Origin of the sequence: Streptomyces sp. 4F14 (assembly GCF_048159485.1) — a bacterium.
Lineage (GTDB): Bacteria > Actinomycetota > Actinomycetes > Streptomycetales > Streptomycetaceae > Streptomyces.
Window position 1 is genome coordinate 23,085 of the sequence record NZ_JBLRVY010000020.1, and the last position, 15,604, is coordinate 38,688.

12 protein-coding genes are annotated in these 15,604 nt (G+C 72.1%); 4 read left to right on the top strand and 8 right to left on the bottom strand.

All coding sequences use genetic code 11. From position 1 onward, the window contains the following. Positions 1-26: 26 nt before the first annotated feature. On the bottom strand, positions 27-1,313 hold the full coding sequence (locus tag ACLZOT_RS30230) for a hypothetical protein (RefSeq protein WP_416972298.1): 1,287 nt from the start codon (positions 1,311-1,313) through the stop codon (positions 27-29). Positions 1,314-1,504: 191 nt separating this feature from the next. Between ACLZOT_RS30230 and ACLZOT_RS30235 the strand changes: the two genes are divergently transcribed. After that, positions 1,505-2,380, top strand: a complete 876-nt coding sequence (locus tag ACLZOT_RS30235) for a DUF4429 domain-containing protein (RefSeq protein WP_416972299.1) — start codon at positions 1,505-1,507, stop codon at positions 2,378-2,380. An 11-nt stretch (positions 2,381-2,391) separates the two neighbouring features. Here the strand turns inward: ACLZOT_RS30235 and ACLZOT_RS30240 are convergent, their stop codons facing one another. Then, positions 2,392-3,180 carry a class II aldolase/adducin family protein gene (locus ACLZOT_RS30240; RefSeq protein ID WP_416972300.1) on the bottom strand — a complete coding sequence of 263 codons (789 nt, stop codon included), beginning with the start codon at positions 3,178-3,180 and terminating at the stop codon, positions 2,392-2,394. Between the two features lie 119 nt (positions 3,181-3,299). On the opposite strand from ACLZOT_RS30240, the gene ACLZOT_RS30245 reads away from it, so the two are divergent. Beyond that, positions 3,300-3,773 (top strand): pyridoxamine 5'-phosphate oxidase family protein, encoded by a 474-nt coding sequence (locus ACLZOT_RS30245; RefSeq protein WP_416972301.1) that lies wholly within the window; start codon positions 3,300-3,302, stop codon positions 3,771-3,773. 3 nt (positions 3,774-3,776) lie between these two features. On the opposite strand, the gene guaA is transcribed toward ACLZOT_RS30245, so the two are convergent. Then, positions 3,777-5,351, bottom strand: a complete 1,575-nt coding sequence (guaA, locus tag ACLZOT_RS30250; RefSeq protein WP_416972302.1) for a glutamine-hydrolyzing GMP synthase — start codon at positions 5,349-5,351, stop codon at positions 3,777-3,779. 283 nt (positions 5,352-5,634) lie between these two features. Between guaA and ACLZOT_RS30255 the strand changes: the two genes are divergently transcribed. After that, the gene (locus tag ACLZOT_RS30255) at positions 5,635-5,916 is read left to right on the top strand and encodes a chorismate mutase (protein ID WP_416972303.1); all 282 of its coding nucleotides are present in this window, start codon (positions 5,635-5,637) and stop codon (positions 5,914-5,916) included. Positions 5,917-6,516: 600 nt separating this feature from the next. Here the strand turns inward: ACLZOT_RS30255 and ACLZOT_RS30260 are convergent. Beyond that, positions 6,517-7,662, bottom strand: a complete 1,146-nt coding sequence (locus tag ACLZOT_RS30260; protein WP_416972304.1) for a hypothetical protein — start codon at positions 7,660-7,662, stop codon at positions 6,517-6,519. Positions 7,663-7,898: 236 nt separating this feature from the next. On the opposite strand from ACLZOT_RS30260, the gene ACLZOT_RS30265 reads away from it, so the two are divergent. Next, the gene (locus ACLZOT_RS30265) at positions 7,899-8,903 is read left to right on the top strand and encodes an LAETG motif-containing sortase-dependent surface protein (RefSeq protein WP_416972305.1); all 1,005 of its coding nucleotides are present in this window, start codon (positions 7,899-7,901) and stop codon (positions 8,901-8,903) included. A gap of 77 nt (positions 8,904-8,980) precedes the next feature. Here the strand turns inward: ACLZOT_RS30265 and ACLZOT_RS30270 are convergent, their stop codons facing one another. The 4 genes from ACLZOT_RS30270 to ACLZOT_RS30285 all read right to left on the bottom strand — a co-directional run bounded on the left by ACLZOT_RS30270 (position 8,981) and on the right by ACLZOT_RS30285 (position 15,496). Then, positions 8,981-10,771 (bottom strand): GMC family oxidoreductase N-terminal domain-containing protein, encoded by a 1,791-nt coding sequence (locus ACLZOT_RS30270; protein WP_416972306.1) that lies wholly within the window; start codon positions 10,769-10,771, stop codon positions 8,981-8,983. Positions 10,772-10,780: 9 nt separating this feature from the next. Beyond that, the gene (locus ACLZOT_RS30275) at positions 10,781-12,400 is read right to left on the bottom strand and encodes a succinic semialdehyde dehydrogenase (protein ID WP_416972307.1); all 1,620 of its coding nucleotides are present in this window, start codon (positions 12,398-12,400) and stop codon (positions 10,781-10,783) included. Between the two features lie 123 nt (positions 12,401-12,523). Continuing rightward, positions 12,524-13,489, bottom strand: coding sequence for a serine/threonine-protein kinase (locus ACLZOT_RS30280; RefSeq protein WP_416972308.1), 966 nt, complete (start codon positions 13,487-13,489; stop codon positions 12,524-12,526). A gap of 102 nt (positions 13,490-13,591) precedes the next feature. Then, a complete protein-coding gene (locus ACLZOT_RS30285; RefSeq protein ID WP_416972309.1) occupies positions 13,592-15,496 on the bottom strand; it encodes a serine/threonine-protein kinase in 1,905 nt (634 codons plus the stop codon). Between the last annotated feature and the right edge of the window lie 108 nt (positions 15,497-15,604).

Here is a 15,604-nt window from a genome sequence, read left to right on the forward strand (position 1 = left end):
ACTGACAGGAAAGCGACAGCGCGGCGCTACTCGGCGACGTCGATCGCGTACCGTCCGGTCTCCACCCCGGCGGCGGTCACGACCTGGACCTCCACCCGCCCGGGTTCCACCTCCGCGGGCACCGGCACGGTCAGCACCGCGTCGGTCGGGTTGCTGAACCCGCCGACGACCGGCACCAGCGGCACGTGCACATGCACGGCCCCGATGCGGACGACCATCCGGGCGAGCCGGTCGGCCCCCTGCGCGCCGGGCGGTACGAACCCGGCGCCCCGGATCTCGATGTCGTCCCCGGTCCGGATCGGCCCGTCGAGGTCACCGGCCTCACGGGAGCGGACGACGGACAGGATCACCGGCCGCCCGCCCTCGGCGTACTTCCCGGCCAGGTAGGTCCCCGCCGACACGAGCACGACCAGCGCCAACCCCCAGGGCAGATCGGGGAGTTGATCGGGCCGCCGGGCGAGCCGCACACAGGTGAACACGAGGGCGACCCCGCTGATCACGACGTACTGGATGTCGGCGAACGCCCCCCGCCCGGAGTCGTCGGTCAGCAGGTCGGCGGCCCGGGGCCGGTGCGCCCGCACCTTCTGCAGCCGCTGCGCCAGCACCCGCACACCCACAACTCGCCTGACCAGTACGGCAATCGCGCAGACCACGGCGAGGACGGTCACCACACCCGCGCCCCGCGCGAGTTCGAGCCCGTCGATCAGCGCGTCCCGCTCGGCGGGCCCGGACGCGGCGGCCAGCTCCCCGACGATGACGAGCACCGCGTAGGCGACGACCAGCACCCAACTCCCGGCGATCACACGGGAGGTGGAGAGCCGGTTGTCCTCGCCGATGACCGGCGCGAGCGCCCCGCCGCGGGCCCGGTGGAACCAGGCGGCGGCACTGAGCGCGCACCCCACGACGGCCGCCGCGAGCAGCCCGGCCGTCCGCGCGCTGCTCCAGCCCGCGCCGACCGCCGTGAGCGCCTGCACGAGCAGCAGCACGATCACGCCCGCCCACACCGCGCCGAGGGTCCACCGCCACAGCCCGGCGAGCCAGGCGTCCCCCTCGGCCCGGCCCCGCTCGGCGACGTCCCCGGCGGACTGGGTCAGCTCCTCGGACACCCACTGCCGGGAGGCGAACGCGGAGTGCGCCACGGCGGCCGGCACGCCCTCGCCGGCCGCGAAGGAGTCCCGCCGCACGAGGAACGCGGCGACGGCCCGCCGATGTCCTTCCCGGGCCCCGTGCGGGCAGCCCCCGCACGTGCATCCGCCCGTGTGCGCGCCCCCGGCGTCGACCCCGGCCCGCTGCCCAGCTTCCCGCACCGCCACGCCCGACGACCGCCTTCCCGCGACCAGAGTGCACCCTCGCCAGAAGACCGGACACCCCGGACAACTCCCGTGCGACGAGAGCGAATTGTGCCCTACCGGGACCCTTGCCCGCTGACCCGCCCGACGACCGGGACGAACCGAGCACCGAACGTCCGCAGAAGCCCTGTTGACCCCCCTGGGACAATTCCCCCATGGCCGAGATCAGCCAGCGCGACGGGACCTGGGCCTTCGACGGTACGACGGTCAGGATCACCCCCGGCCTGCACCGCAGCGTCCCCCTGTTCCGGCAGACCTACGGCGAGGTCGCGCTCCCGCTGGAGGCGGTCGCCGGCGTCGTCTACGAACCGGAGCGCAGGCGCGGCCGGTTGCGCATCCGGCTGCGCGAGGGCGCCGACCCGCTCCTCCAGGCGACCGGCGGCCGGCTCCCCGAACCCGCCGACCCCTACCGCCTGTCGGTCGACCCCGACAGCGCCGGGACCGCCGAGTTCGTCGCCGAGGAGATCCGCAACGCCCTGCTCCTGGACCAGATCCCGAAGGACCCCACGGCCGGCTACCTCCTGCCGGGACCGCCGGTCCCGGTCTCGGTCCGCTCCTCGGACGGCACGGTCTCCTTCGACGGCACCCGCGTCCGCATCGACTGGGCGGACACCTCGGACCGGGTGAAGCGGGCGACGGGCCCGCGCGTGATCGGCGTCGGGGACGTCGTCCGGGTCGAGTGGATGCCCAACTCCGGTTACGACGACGGCTTCTTACGGTTCGTCACGCGCGACACGGTCTTCTCGAAACTCCCGCCGGAGAAAGACCCGTACACCCTGGACCTGTGGGGCAACACCCGCCGCGACCTGCTCACCGCGCTGGTCGCGACGGCCGTCACCGCCCGCCTCCCGCACCCGTCCACCCGCCCGCTGCGCGAGGACTCCCCGGCCCTGCCCCCGCCGCCGACCGACCATCACGACGTACTCCTGCGCCGCCTGCGGGAGTTGGGCGAGCTGCACCGCGCCGGGGTGCTCACGGACGAGGAGTTCGCGCGGACGAAGACCGTGGTCCTGAGGGGATTCACCGGCTGAAGAAGGGGGAGCTAGCTGAGCAGGTCCGGTTCGCCGCGGCTGATGTCCTGCCACAGCGGCTGGTAGTTGATCCACGCGACCAGGTCCGCGCCCGACTGCTCGCGCGTGGCGGTCGCTTGGCGCTTCTCGATCAGCACCGGCCGCCCGGCGGCCCTCGCCGTCAGCTGCACCTGGCTCGACCGCTCCATCGACAGGAACCACCAGGCGGCGGCGTCCACGGAGTCCCCCACGGTCAACAGCCCGTGGTTGCGCAGGACAAGAGCCTTCCGCGCCCCCAACGCCGAGGCGATCCGCCGCCCTTCCTCCGCGTCGACGGTCACGCCCGTGTACGCGTCGTACAGCGCGTGATCCTCGAAGAAGGCGCAGCTCTCCTGGGTGATCGGATCGAGCAGTTCCCCGAGCGCCGCGAGCGCCCTGCCGTACACGGAGTGGCAGTGCGCGACGGCGACGACGTCCGGCCGCGCCGCGTGCACCTGCGCGTGCACGGTGAACGCCGCCTGGTTGACGTGGTAGTCGCCCTCCACGACCTGCCCCTCGGAGTTCGCCAGCACGAGATCGCTCACCGTCACGTGCTTGAACGGCATCCCGAACGGGTTCACCCAGAAACAGTCGCCGTACTCCGGATCCCGCGCGGTGATGTGCCCCGACACCCCGTCCTCGAACCCGAGCCGCCCGAAGATCCGCAGGGCGCCCGCGAGCCGTTCCTTGCGGTGGCGCCGCTCCTCCTCCAGGGTCTCGTGCACCGGCGGCATGGCGAACCGGAGCCGGTCGGTGGGCAGCGGGGAAGGCGGCGTGGACATCGGTCCTCCAGCGGTGGGACTGCGCTACAGGCCGGAAGTTACCGCCGGTAGGCGGAAAAGGGCAGGGCCGCGCGGGAAAGGCGACAGAGGATGTCGGGATACGCCGGGACACTCACCCCATGACCACGAACTGGGCCGCCTTCCGCGCGGCCGAACCCGACCTCGCCGCGACCGCCGAGGCACGGTTCGCGCAGCACACCCACCATGTCCTCGCGACGCTCCGCAAGGACGGCTCCCCGCGCACCAGCGGCATCGAAGTCCGCTTCCACGAGGGCGAGTTGTGGCTCGGCATGATGACCGGCTCCCTCAAGGCCCGCGACCTGCAACGGGATCCGAGGTTCGCGCTCCAGGCGAACCCCGGCGAGGGGACGAGCCTGGGCGGGGGCGACGTACGGATCTCCGGGCGGGCGCTGGAAGTCGAGGACGGCCCGCTGAAGGCGGCGTACATGAAAGAGGTGGAACCGCCGGAGCCGTTCCACCTCTTCCGTACCGAACTCACCGACGTCACAAGGACGTTCGTGGAGGACGAGACCTACCTGGTCGTCCAGCTCTGGGAGCCCGGCAAGCCGGTGCGCACGATCAAGCGCACCTGACCACTACTCCCACTCGATCGTCCCCGGCGGCTTCGAAGTCACGTCCAGCACAACCCGGTTGACGTCCCGCACCTCGTTCGTGATCCGTGTCGAGATGCGCGCCAGCACGTCGTACGGCAGCCGCGACCAGTCCGCCGTCATCGCGTCCTCGGAGGAGACCGGGCGCAGGACGATCGGGTGGCCGTAGGTGCGGCCGTCGCCCTGGACGCCGACCGAGCGGACGTCCGCCAACAACACCACCGGGCACTGCCAGATCTCGCGGTCGAGGCCGGCCGCGGTCAGCTCCTCGCGGGCGATGGCGTCGGCCTCGCGCAGGAGGTCGAGGCGGTCCTTGGTGACCTCACCGACGATGCGGATACCGAGGCCGGGGCCGGGGAAGGGCTGGCGCTGGACGATCTCCTCGGGCAGGCCCAACTCCTGGCCGACCATGCGGACTTCGTCCTTGAACAGCTTGCGCAGCGGCTCGATGAGCTGGAACTCCAGGTCCTCGGGGAGGCCGCCGACGTTGTGGTGGGACTTGATGTTGGCGGTGCCGGTGCCGCCGCCGGACTCGACGACGTCCGGGTAGAGCGTGCCCTGCACGAGGAACTCGACGGCCGGGCCCGCGTCCGCGATGATCTCGGCCTGCGCCTGCTCGAAGACGCGGATGAACTCGCGCCCGATGATCTTCCGCTTCTCCTCGGGGTCGGAGACCCCGGCGAGGGCGCTGAGGAACCGCTCCTCCGCGTCGACGACGACCAGCTTGACGCCGGTCGCGGCCACGAAGTCCTTCTCGACCTGCTCGGTCTCGCCCTTGCGCATCAGGCCGTGGTCGACGTACACGCAGGTCAGCTGGTCACCGATGGCCCGCGCGACGAGCGCCGCGGCGACCGCGGAGTCGACGCCGCCGGAGAGCCCGCAGATGGCGCGCTTGTCGCCGACCTGCTCGCGGATCGCCGCGACCTGCTCCTCGATGACATTGCCAGTGGTCCAGTCCGGCTTGAGCCCGGCACCCCGGTAGAGGAAGTGCTCCAGGACCTGCTGGCCGTGCGTGGAGTGCATGACCTCGGGGTGGTACTGGACGCCGTACAGCCGCTTCTCGTCGTTCTCGAAGGCGGCGACGGGGACGACGTCGGTGGACGCGGTCACCGCGAAGCCCTCGGGCGCCGCCGAGCAGGCGTCGCCGTGGGACATCCACACGGCCTGCTCGGCCGGGGTGCCCTCGAAGAGGGTGGACGACACCTTCGCGACGTGCAGGTCGGTACGGCCGTACTCGCGCGCGCCCGTGTTGTCGACCGTGCCGCCGAGGGCCTGCGCCATCAGCTGGAAGCCGTAGCACATGCCGAAGACGGGGACGCCTGCCTCGAAGAGCGCGCCGTCGATGCGGGGGGCGCCCTCCTCGTACACGGACGAGGGGCCGCCGGAGAGGATGATCGCCGCCGGGTTCTTCGCGAGCATCTCCGCGGCCGGCATGGTGCTCGGCACGATCTCGCTGTAGACCCGCGCCTCGCGGACCCTGCGGGCGATGAGCTGGGCGTACTGCGCGCCGAAGTCGACGACCAGGACGGTGTCGGGGGCGGCTGGGGTCGCTGATGACACGGGGGCCTTCCGGCGGAGGGGCGGGGTGCGTGGGGCCGATTCTACCGGGGCTGCCGGAGGGGGGCCGGGGGGACGGGGGCCGTGGCATACTGGCCGCATGTTCAAGCCCACGACGTTCACCGTCTTTACCTATGGCACCCGGCCCGCCGGCTGCCATGGTCGTGCTTGAGCGAAAAGCCGAGCGACTTCCCAGGCGCCCCGGGCCGACAAGGCCCGGGGCGCCTGCCGTTTTCTCGTCCGGGACCTGTCGTTCCGGGGCACACCGAACCCCAAGGAGCCCCGCATGACCTCCCTCGACCTCACCGGCGCGAAGACCACCGACGCCGCGGACGTGATCACCGGCGCCCGCGAGCGCATCGACGCCCTCGACGACCGCATCATCGGCCTCATCCAGGAGCGCGCCGCCGTCTCCGCCGTCATCCAGGACGCCCGCATCACCTCCGGCGGGCGGCGCGTGAACCTCTCCCGCGAGATGGAGGTCATCGGCCACTACAGCGAGGCGCTGGGCAAGCCGGGGACGACGCTGGCGATGACGCTGCTGGAGCTGTGCCGGGGCCGGATCTGAGCATCCGCCGTATCCGCGCATCTGCCGTGTCTCGCAGATGAGTTCGGGCCCTCCCTCACCCGTACGGCGCGTGACCGGTCCCGGCATCCGTCGTTGGTACCGGTGTCCGTGCCAGCCAGGCGCGGGCCCGGAAGAACCACGCGTGGCTCGTCGGAGCGATGAGACGTACGGATCGTGCCGTGCGTCGTGGGACCTCGCTCCAGCGAGATGACCGGACGGCAGGGGACAGCGGCCCGGTCATCCCAGAGAAACGGCCGGCCCCGGGGACGCTCGGGGCCGGCCGGCGGAAAGTGCAAAAATCTACAAGGGCTGGGTCAAACGGTTGCGGGGACCGCGTTCATCCAGCACGATGCGTACAAGCTTCACGTCCCCCCACGAAACCCCGTATCGCTGTGCACGGCGAGCGGAGCAGCCGGAACGCCCACTGCCAGAGGTCCAGACCAATGCGGTACGGCGGGAGACGGGCCGGCCCACGCACCACCCACAGCGGCGCACCCCCCGGCGCCGTTCCCGGGAGGCACCGGCGCTGCCCTGACGCCGGTGCTGACGAAAGAAGGGCCCTGCGGCTCCGTCCCGCGGGGCCCTTCTTCTCTTTCCTGACTAGACGCGCGAGACCGTCCCGCAGGGCTCCTCCACGCCCGGCGTCCCCGTGTCCAGCTCCTTGCTCCGGTCGTACGGGTCCTCCTCGGGCCCCGAGGGCGCCGGCCCGGACGAGCGGTCGCCGACGAACTCGGGGTGGAACCAGCCGTCGTACACGTCACACGTGGAGTTGCCGCTCTCCATCTGGTTCTGGGCGAGGAAGACCGTCCCCGGGGTCACCTGGAAGCGCGCGGGATCGGAGAGCTGAACCTCCAGGAGGCGGCGGACGATGGTCCGGGTCGCCTCGGCGTCCTTGTCGTCGGCGGGCGTGCCCGCGCGGACCACGGGATAGACGAAGGTGTAGTCGGCGCGGACGACGACCGAGCCGTCCTTGTCCCCGGCGAAGGTCATCCGCCCGCGCGTCTTGACGACGTTCCCGGCGATCCGCACCTCGGCGGGGTCGAACCGGCTGGTCAGCAGCAGCGGATCGTCCTTCTTGCCGGGCTTGCTCAGGGCCGGGCCGAGGAGTCTGTGTACGTCCTTCTGGAGCGGGTCGATCAGCTTCGACGCGGCGTCCGGGCGCGCGCCGCGCAGGGTCGCCGGGTCGAGGTTGGTGTCGATGAGGAGGGCGCGTGTCTTCGCCAGCAGGTCCTTGACCTGCGTTTTCGTGAAGCCCTTCACCGCTGTCGCCGGGGGCGGGACGATGCCGGCGGCGCCGTCGGCCCACTGGAGCGCCGGGGAGCCCGCGAAGGGGCGGGCCTGCGTGGGGGCGTCCGGGTCGACGGCTCCTGGGGCGCCGCTGGGGGCGGCGGTCTCGGGCGGGAGGGGGGTCGCGGCGACGTCGGTGCCCGTCGATCCCGTACCGAAGGGGTCGCCGGGGATGACCGACGGCTTCATCGCCACGAAGGCCAGCGCGGCGGCGACGGGGACGCCGACGAACGTCCACAGGCGGCGCCGCTTGCGCGCCCGTGCCTCGGTGTCGCGCCAGGCGGGGCCGGTGCGCCAGCCCTCGGGGAGTTCGCCCCGGGCCTCCTGCTCGCGCAGGCGCGCGGTGACCATGCGGGCGCGCGCGGACGGTTCCTTCGGTGCTTCGGCGGACGTGTTCTCCGCGCTCTCGCGCAGGAACTTCTCCCAGTCGTCGTCGGATATCTCGGGCACGGTGGCCATCCCCCTCGGTGTTCGCACAGGTTTGCGCGGCAGAGAGCGTACGTGATGCGGCCCACACCGAAACCGCGTGACGGGGAACACATGAGAACTCCGTGAGAAACCGTGCAACCTTTCCCATCGGTCGCGGATCAAACCTCCCGTAACACGGGCCACACCCGCGCCCCCCAACGCGGAAGGTCTCCGCCGACACGTCACACCAACCGGGTGCGCCGTGCCTGACAACCCGAGGTCTTCTCATGAAGCTCCGCCGTGCCATAGCCGTGGCCGCCGCGACCGCCGCACTGTCCCCGCTGGCCCTGATGTCCGCGCCGTCCGCGTTCGCGGAGGACAGCAGCGCGTCCCCGTCGCCGTCGGCCTCCGCCAGCGAGTCGGTGTCCGAGGAGCCGTCGGCTCCGGCGGCCGTTGACACGACCGGCGATGACAAGAGCGGCGCGTCGCCGAGCACCTCGTCGTCGAGCACGCCGAGCGACAGCACGTCCAAGGCGCAGGCCGGTACGCCGTCGGCGAGCACGTCGGTCAGCTCCTCGGCGTCGGCCCCGGCGGAGGTCGACTACTGCGAGACCCTGTCCGAGGAGGACGAGATCCCGCTCAGCGAGAGCCTGAGCACCGGTCTGTCCAACCTGCCGGAGAAGATCGTCGCGGGCAGCGGCTGGCACAACTTCACCTTCGACGTCGCCAACGACGGCAAGGACACGATCAAGAACATCAAGCCGTTCATCCTGGTCGCCGCCGGGGACGAGGAGGGCGACGAGGACTACTCCGAGGCCCTCTCGCTCCAGGTCTTCCAGCCGTCCAGCGGCCAGTGGGTCACTCTGGAGGACGGCATCGGTGACGCGACGACCTTCAGCCCGCTCACGCTCGGCGCGGGCTCGTCCACGTCGTACAAGCTGCGCCTCTCGGTCGCGGGCAAGGTGCCCGACTCCCTCGGCTTCGCCATCGGTCTCGCGACGTACTCGGACGCCAAGAGCTGCTGGGTCGGCAACGACCCGAACGGCGCGTTCTACGAGTTCCAGATCCTCGCCGCCGGTTCGAAGCCCGGCAAGCCGAACGACGCCAAGCCCCAGACGGGCGGCGCCAAGCCGGTCAACCTGAACGACGTCGAGGTCACCGGGAGCCTCGCGGAGACCGGTTCCTCCTCCGCCCTCCCGATGATCGGCCTCGTCGGCGGCGCCGCCGTCGTCGCCGGTGCGGGCGCGATCTTCGTCGTGCGCCGCCGGAAGACGGACGGCAGCCACGCGTAGTACCTGAGAACTCGCGTCGTACCTGAGGACTACGGAGGGACCTGCGCTCGGAGGGGGGCGCGGGTCCCTTCGTGTTGTCAGTCCCCCTTGGGGGGTACTACCGGTATCCCCAGGAACGGCAGCCGCAGTGCCCCGAACGCCTCTTCCGGCACGGCCGGCGACTTCGGCTCGACGGCGGCCAGCCGCTCGTACGCCTCTCCCTGCGCGGGCCGGGTGTCGGGCTCGCCCTTGTTCGGCCAGTACGCCATGGCGCGCTCGGCCTGTGCGGTGATCGTCAGGGAGGGGTTGACGCCGAGGTTCGCGGAGACGGCGGCCCCGTCGACGACGGAGATGCCGGGGTGGCCGTAGAGCCGGTGGTAGGGGTCGATGACGCCGGTCTCCCGGGAGTCCCCGATGGGGCATCCGCCGAGGAAGTGCGCGGTGAGCGGAGTCCCCATCAGCTCCCCGACGTTGGAGCCGGCGAACCCGTTGATGTCGGCGGCGAGCGCGGACGCGGCCTGTGAAGCGGCCTTGATCTGCTGGGGGTTGGGGGCACCGTGCCCCTGACGGGCGGTCAGCAGCCCCTTGCCCACACCGGACGGCTTCAGGTACGTGGTGAGGGAGTTGTCCAGCGACTGCATGACGAGCCCGATGATGGTCCGCTCGGACCACTTCCGGTTGGACAGGGACCGCAGCAGCAGCAAGGGGTGCCGGGCGATGTGCGCGAGCCAGCCGGCGACCCTCGACGACCCTTCCGCGTAAGGGACTTGGACGATGGACAGCCCGCCCATCGCGTTGGACCCCTTGCCGTACCGCACGGGTTCGATGTGCGTGTTGCCGTCCGGATGCACGGACGACGTGATGGCGACCCCGCGCGTGAAGTCGGGGCTGTTCCCGGTGACCTTCCGGTAGCGCCGCTCGTCGGTCTGCGCCCCCACCAGCGCCTCGGAGTTGGTCCGGGTCAGCTCCCCCAACCGCTCGGACAGGTACGGGAGTTGCCCGCCCGCCTTCATCCGGTGCAGCAGCGTCTGCGTGCCGTAGGTGCCGGCCGCGAGGACGACGTGGCGGGCGGTGAGGATCCGCCCCTTGCCCTTGCGCCGGTTGTCGGTGGGCAGCGTGGCGACCGCGTACCCGCCGCGCGAGTCGTCGGTGACGGAGACGACGGTGGTCATCGCGTGGACGGTCGCCCCGGCCTTCTCGGCGAGGTACAGGTAGTTCTCGTTGAGGGTGTTCTTCGCGCCGTGCCGGCAGCCGGTCATGCACTCCCCGCACTCGGTGCAGGCCCGCCGCTTGGGCCCGGCCCCGCCGAAGTAGGGGTCGGCGACTTCCTCACCGGGCTTGGCTGTCGGCCCCTGCCCGTCCGCGTCCTCGCCGTCCCCGAAGTAGACGCCGACCGGCGCCATGTGGAAGGTGTCGCCGACGCCCATGCGCTGCGCGGCGGCCTTGAGGTGGACGTCGGAGGGGGTGACGGTCGGGTTGAGCCGCACGCCGAGCATCCGCCGGGCCTGGTCGTAGTACGGCGTCAACTCCCCTTCCCAGTCGGTGATCTCCTTCCACTGGGGGTCCTCGAAGAACGCCTTGGGCGGTACGTAGAGGGTGTTGGCGTAGTTGAGGGAGCCACCGCCGACCCCGGCGCCGGCCAACACCATGACGTTGCCCAGGAGATGGATGCGCTGGATGCCGTAGAAGCCGAGCCGGGGAGCCCAGAGGTAGTTGCGCAGGTCCCACGAGTTCTTGGGCAGCAGGTCGCGGCCGAACCGGCGTCCGGCCTCCAACACGCCTACGCGGTAACCCTTTTCGGTGAGGCGCAGGGCGGTGACGGACCCGCCGAAGCCGGAGCCGACGACCAGCACGTCGTAGTCGTGGGCGCCTGGGGATATCTCTGACACGCTGCTCTCCTAGCGCAACCGGAACGCTTTCATCGCCCTGAGGCTGCGGCTCATGAACCGCGCGTACTTCTCGTCGTCCATGCCGAGCGAGGGCGCCATCGGCAGCAGCCGCTGATGGGCGACGGTCTGCGCCTCGGTGTACTTGAGGATCCCCTCGGACCCGTGCCGCCGCCCGAGCCCGGAGTCCTTCATGCCGCCCATCGGGGACTGCACGCTGCCGTACGCGGACGCGTACCCCTCGTTGACGTTGACGGTCCCGGTCCGCAACCGCGCCGCGACGGCCCGCCCACGCCGCCCGTCCTTGGTCCAGACGGACGAATTGAGGCCGTACGAGGTGGAGTTGGCGAGGTCGATCGCCTGGTCCTCGTCGGTGAACCGGTAGATCGCGACGACCGGCCCGAACGTCTCCTCCCCGCATACCGCCATCGGCGCCTCGACGCCGTCGAGGATGGTCGGCTCGTAGAAGTAGGGGCCGATGTCGGGGCGGGCGGTGCCGCCCGTGACGACCGTGGCGCCCTTGGCGACGGCCTCCTCCACGTGCCGGGTCACGGTGTCGAGTTGCCGCTGCCCGACGAGCGAGCCCATCTCGGCGCCGTAGGCGAGGGAGTTGCCGAGCCGCATCGCGCGTGTCCGGGCGGCGAACCGGTCGAGGAAGACCTCGGCGATCGACTCGTGGACGTACAACCGCTCGATGGAGACGCAGAGTTGGCCCGCGGAGGAGAAGCAGGCCCGGACGGCGCCGGCGGCGGCCTTCTCGACGTCCGCGTCCTTCAGGACCAGCATGGCGTTCTTGCCGCCGAGTTCGAGGGACACCCCGACCAGCCGGGCGGCGGCGCCCTGCGCGACCTCGCGGCCGACGCGGGTGGAGCCGGTGAAGGAGACGTAGTCGGCGTGCCGCACGATCTCGGGCCCGATGACCGGACCGTCGCCCAGCACGACCTGGAACACCTCGGCGGGCAGCCCCGCCTCGATCAGCAGGTCGCGCGCCCACAGCGCGGTGAGGCAGGTCTCGGTGTCCGGCTTCATGACGACGGCGTTGCCCGCGACGAACGCCGGTATCGCGTCCCCGACGGACAGCTCCAGGGGGTAGTTCCAGGGGGCTATCTGCCCGACCACCCCTCGGGGGTGACGCAGTTCGGTGACCTTGGTGAGGCTGGGGACGGCGCCCGTGTGCCCCCTGGCCCTCAGGTACGACGGCCCGCGTCGGCCGTAGTGCCGGGCGGCGACCGCGACGGCCTGCACCTCCTCGTGCGCGTGCAGACGGGCCTTGCCGGTCTCCAGCTGGACCAGGTCGAGGACCTCGGCCTGGCGCTCCAGGAGCAGGTCGTGGAAGCGCAGCAGCACCGCCGCCCGCTCCTTGACCGGCGTACGTGCCCAGACGTCCTGCGCGGCGCGGGCCCGCTCGAAGGCGAGCGCCACGTCCTCGGGCGTCGACTCGGGCAGGTCGGCGAGCTTCTCCCCGGTGAACGGCGTGTGGTTGGCGGTGCGTCCGGAGCCGACGACGCCCTTCGTGAGCTGGGCGATCAGGTCGGGGGTGACCACGTCCGCGGCGGTGCGCACCCCGGCCGGGGCCGGGGCGACGGGGTTCGTGCCGTGCGGGGCGCTGCTTCGAGCCTGCGAGTCCGTCATGACGCGCAGGGTATGCCGCCGCCACGCCTTTGGGTACCCGTCGGTAACGGGGATTCACGGCACCCGCACACCGCGCCAGCGTTCACTGGCAAGGAAGGTGCTGATCAGGGGGTTGCCACCGGGTCACCCGAAGAACAGGCTGAGGGGAAACGGCCGCCGCCGCACGGGCACCTGGACGTCGTACTCCTCCTGGTCCTCCGGTACGACGACCCGGACACGCTCCTCCCTCACCTCCCTCTCAGGTACGGCACCACCGCTCCCGGAGACCTCCCTCAACACCTTCTCCACCTCGCCGGCCCCCATCCGCTCCCCCGGCTCCTTCACCAGCAACCCCGAGAGCACCGCCCCCAGTTCACCGGCCCGCACCGGCGCGGGCACCTCCCCGGCGAGCACCGCGGCGAGGGTCTCCTCGGCCGTGTCCCGGCGGAACGGCGACACCCCCTCGACGGCGGCGTACAGCAGCACCCCGAGCGACCACAGATCCGACTCGGCCCCGGCGTGCCCCCCGGCGGCCCACTCCGGCGCCGCGAACTCCAACTCCCGTACGGCGCCGCCGTCTTCGTACCCATGGGCGATCCCGAAGTCGGTCACCACGACCCGTCCGTCCGCCCCCAGCAGCACGTGTTCGGGCCGCACGTCCCGGTGCACGATCCCTACGGCGTGCGCGGCCCGCAGGGCGCCCAGGACGACGCCCCCGACCCGAGCGGCCTCGACCACCTCCAAGGGCCCCCGCCGCAGGGCCCGCGCGAGCGACTCCCCCTCGACGAACTCCATGACGACCCAAGGGAGTTGGTGCTCCCCCTCGGCCCCTTCGATCACAACGTCATGAATGACGACAGCCCCGGGGTGCTCCACCCGGGCGGCGGCCCGGGCCTCCTGTCCGAGCCGGTGGGCGGACCGCCGCGCCTCCTCGCTGCCCGGCTCCCCGGCCACCCGGGGCGCCTTGACGGCGACGTCCGCGCCCGTCTCGGAGTCCCGCCCCCGCCAGACGACTCCCGTCCCGTCGGCCCCCATCGGCGCGAGAAGGCGGTAACGCCCGCCCACTATCCGCCCGTCACTGTCGTCCCCGGCACCCCGGTCGTCGCTCATGCCCACATGACTACCGTGCGAACCACCGGATTGTCGACGCGAACCGGAACCGGGCCCGGCGGGAACCAGACGAACCGCCAGAAGCCCCCCGCCCGGAACGCCTCAGCTCCCCGACCGGTCCGCTTCCCGCCAGCTCTTCAGCACCGACGTGAACTGCTTGGCGGCGGTGGCCCAGTCGTCGGCCGGCGACGACATGTAGATCGCGTACTCCGTGCCGTCGTGCGCGACGTACGTCTCCTCGACCGCCCGCCGGGGCCCCGGGAACTTCGTGTCCTTGGCGAGCGCCGTCCACGTGTACTCCCACTCGGAGCCCTTGCGGTCCCGGTACAGGTTCGCCTCCAGCTTGACCCGCCGGTAGTCGACGAGCCGCTGGAGCTGCTTCTCCAGGTCGATCTGGTGGGCGTACGGGTCGGCGTAGTCGGGCGAGACGTCCATCGCGATCCGGACGAAGTGCTTGCCGTTGTCCGGCGTGTAGTCGATCTGCTTGAGGTCCCCGTCGTCCTGGAAGACCTCCCGCTTCCAGCCCTCGGGCAGCGACAGGCCGAAGCCGAGGGGATCGTCCACCTCGACCCAGGAGTCGGGCACGGTCCCCTCGACGGCGGACGGGCCCGGCGAGGGGTCCGCCGAGGCCGAGGACTCCTTCTGCCGCCCCTCGTCCCACCGCTGGAACGCCACGGCGGTTCCCCCGCCGACCAGCGCGGCCAGCACGACGACCAGCGCGAGCGTCCGCAGCCGCCGCCGCTTGGGCTCACCGGCCCGGCCCCCGGCGACGACCGGCACGGCCTGCCCCCCGGAGTGCGCCTCCGGCCCGGCGCCGTACGGCATCCCGCCCCCGGCATGCCCGCCGGACGCGAAGCCGCCCGGCAGGGACCCGCTGCCCGACCCGAACCCACCGCCGGGCACAGGCCCGCTCCCGGACCCGAACCCGCCACCCGGCACGGGCCCGCTGCCCGAGCCGAACCCACCCGGCACGGGCCCGCTCCCGGACCCGAAAGCGGCCGTGACCCCGTCGCTCCCGACACCCCCGAACCCGGTCCCGTTGCTCCCGCCACCAGCACCGGCAACCCCGGCAACCCCTTGGCTCCCGCTCCCGAACCCCGCCGCCGACCCCGAGTCGAACCCCGCCCCGGACGTCCCCCCGTACCCGCCGCCCCCGTACTGCGTGGGCACGTACGCCTGCGCCCCAGGGGCCCGCCGCCCCTCCGCGGCCTCCGCGAGCATCTGCTCGGCCTCGGCCATGTCGGGCCGGGTCGCGGGCTCCTTGCGCAGCAGCGCGGTGATGACCGGCCCGAGCACCCCCGCGTGCCGCGGCTCGGCGGCCTCCTCCTGGACGACCGCCTGCATCGTTGTCAGAGGGGACGTACGCCGGAAGGGCGAGCGCCCCTCGACGGCGGTGTACAGCGTCGCGCCGAGCGCCCACAGGTCGGAGGAGGGCCCGGGGTCGTTGCCCCGTACCCGCTCGGGCGCGAGGTAGTCCACGGACCCGACGACCTCCCCCGTACGGGTGATCGTCGTGTCGCCCTCGATCTGCGCGATGCCGAAGTCCGTGAGCAGCACCCGCCCGTCGTCGGAGAGGAGGACGTTGCCGGGTTTGACGTCCCGGTGGAGCACTCCCGCGGAGTGCGCCGCGCGCAGCGCCCGCAGCACCCACATCCCGATCCGCGCCGCCTCGGCGGGCTCGACCCGGCCGTCCGCCTTGACCGCGTCGGCGAGGGAGCGCCCCTCGACGAGTTCCATCACGATCCAGGGCCGGCCGTCGTGTTCGAGGACGTCGTGGACGGTGACGACGGCGGAGTGGTTGATCCGGGCCGCGGCCCGCGCCTCGGCCCGGGTCCGGGCCAGCAGGACGGGCTGGTCGGCCTCGGAGACGTAGAGCGCGGCGGTCAGCTCCTTGATCGCGACGGCCCGGTGCAGCAGCTCGTCGTGGGCACGCCACACACGGCCCATGCCGCCGCTCCCGATGGAGTCGACGAGCCGGTAGCGGCCCGCGATGAGCAGGCCCTGCATCTGATTCACGTTGCCCCGCAATGCTCTTGACAGGCTCAGCGTAAAGACCGGCCGACGTCCGTGGAACCAAAGGGGGCCCATGGAGACATCACTGTGACGGTTGTCGCT

Coding starts and splice junctions, on each gene's coding strand:
- ACLZOT_RS30235 (WP_416972299.1), top strand. CDS start 1,505: ATGGCCGAGATCAGCCAGCGCGACGGGACCTGGGCCTTCGACGGTACG.
- ACLZOT_RS30240 (WP_416972300.1), bottom strand. CDS start 3,180: ATGTCCACGCCGCCTTCCCCGCTGCCCACCGACCGGCTCCGGTTCGCC.
- ACLZOT_RS30245 (WP_416972301.1), top strand. CDS start 3,300: ATGACCACGAACTGGGCCGCCTTCCGCGCGGCCGAACCCGACCTCGCC.
- ACLZOT_RS30255 (WP_416972303.1), top strand. CDS start 5,635: ATGACCTCCCTCGACCTCACCGGCGCGAAGACCACCGACGCCGCGGAC.
- ACLZOT_RS30260 (WP_416972304.1), bottom strand. CDS start 7,662: ATGGCCACCGTGCCCGAGATATCCGACGACGACTGGGAGAAGTTCCTG.
- ACLZOT_RS30265 (WP_416972305.1), top strand. CDS start 7,899: ATGAAGCTCCGCCGTGCCATAGCCGTGGCCGCCGCGACCGCCGCACTG.
- ACLZOT_RS30275 (WP_416972307.1), bottom strand. CDS start 12,400: ATGACGGACTCGCAGGCTCGAAGCAGCGCCCCGCACGGCACGAACCCC.
- ACLZOT_RS30280 (WP_416972308.1), bottom strand. CDS start 13,489: ATGAGCGACGACCGGGGTGCCGGGGACGACAGTGACGGGCGGATAGTG.
- ACLZOT_RS30285 (WP_416972309.1), bottom strand. CDS start 15,496: ATGCAGGGCCTGCTCATCGCGGGCCGCTACCGGCTCGTCGACTCCATC.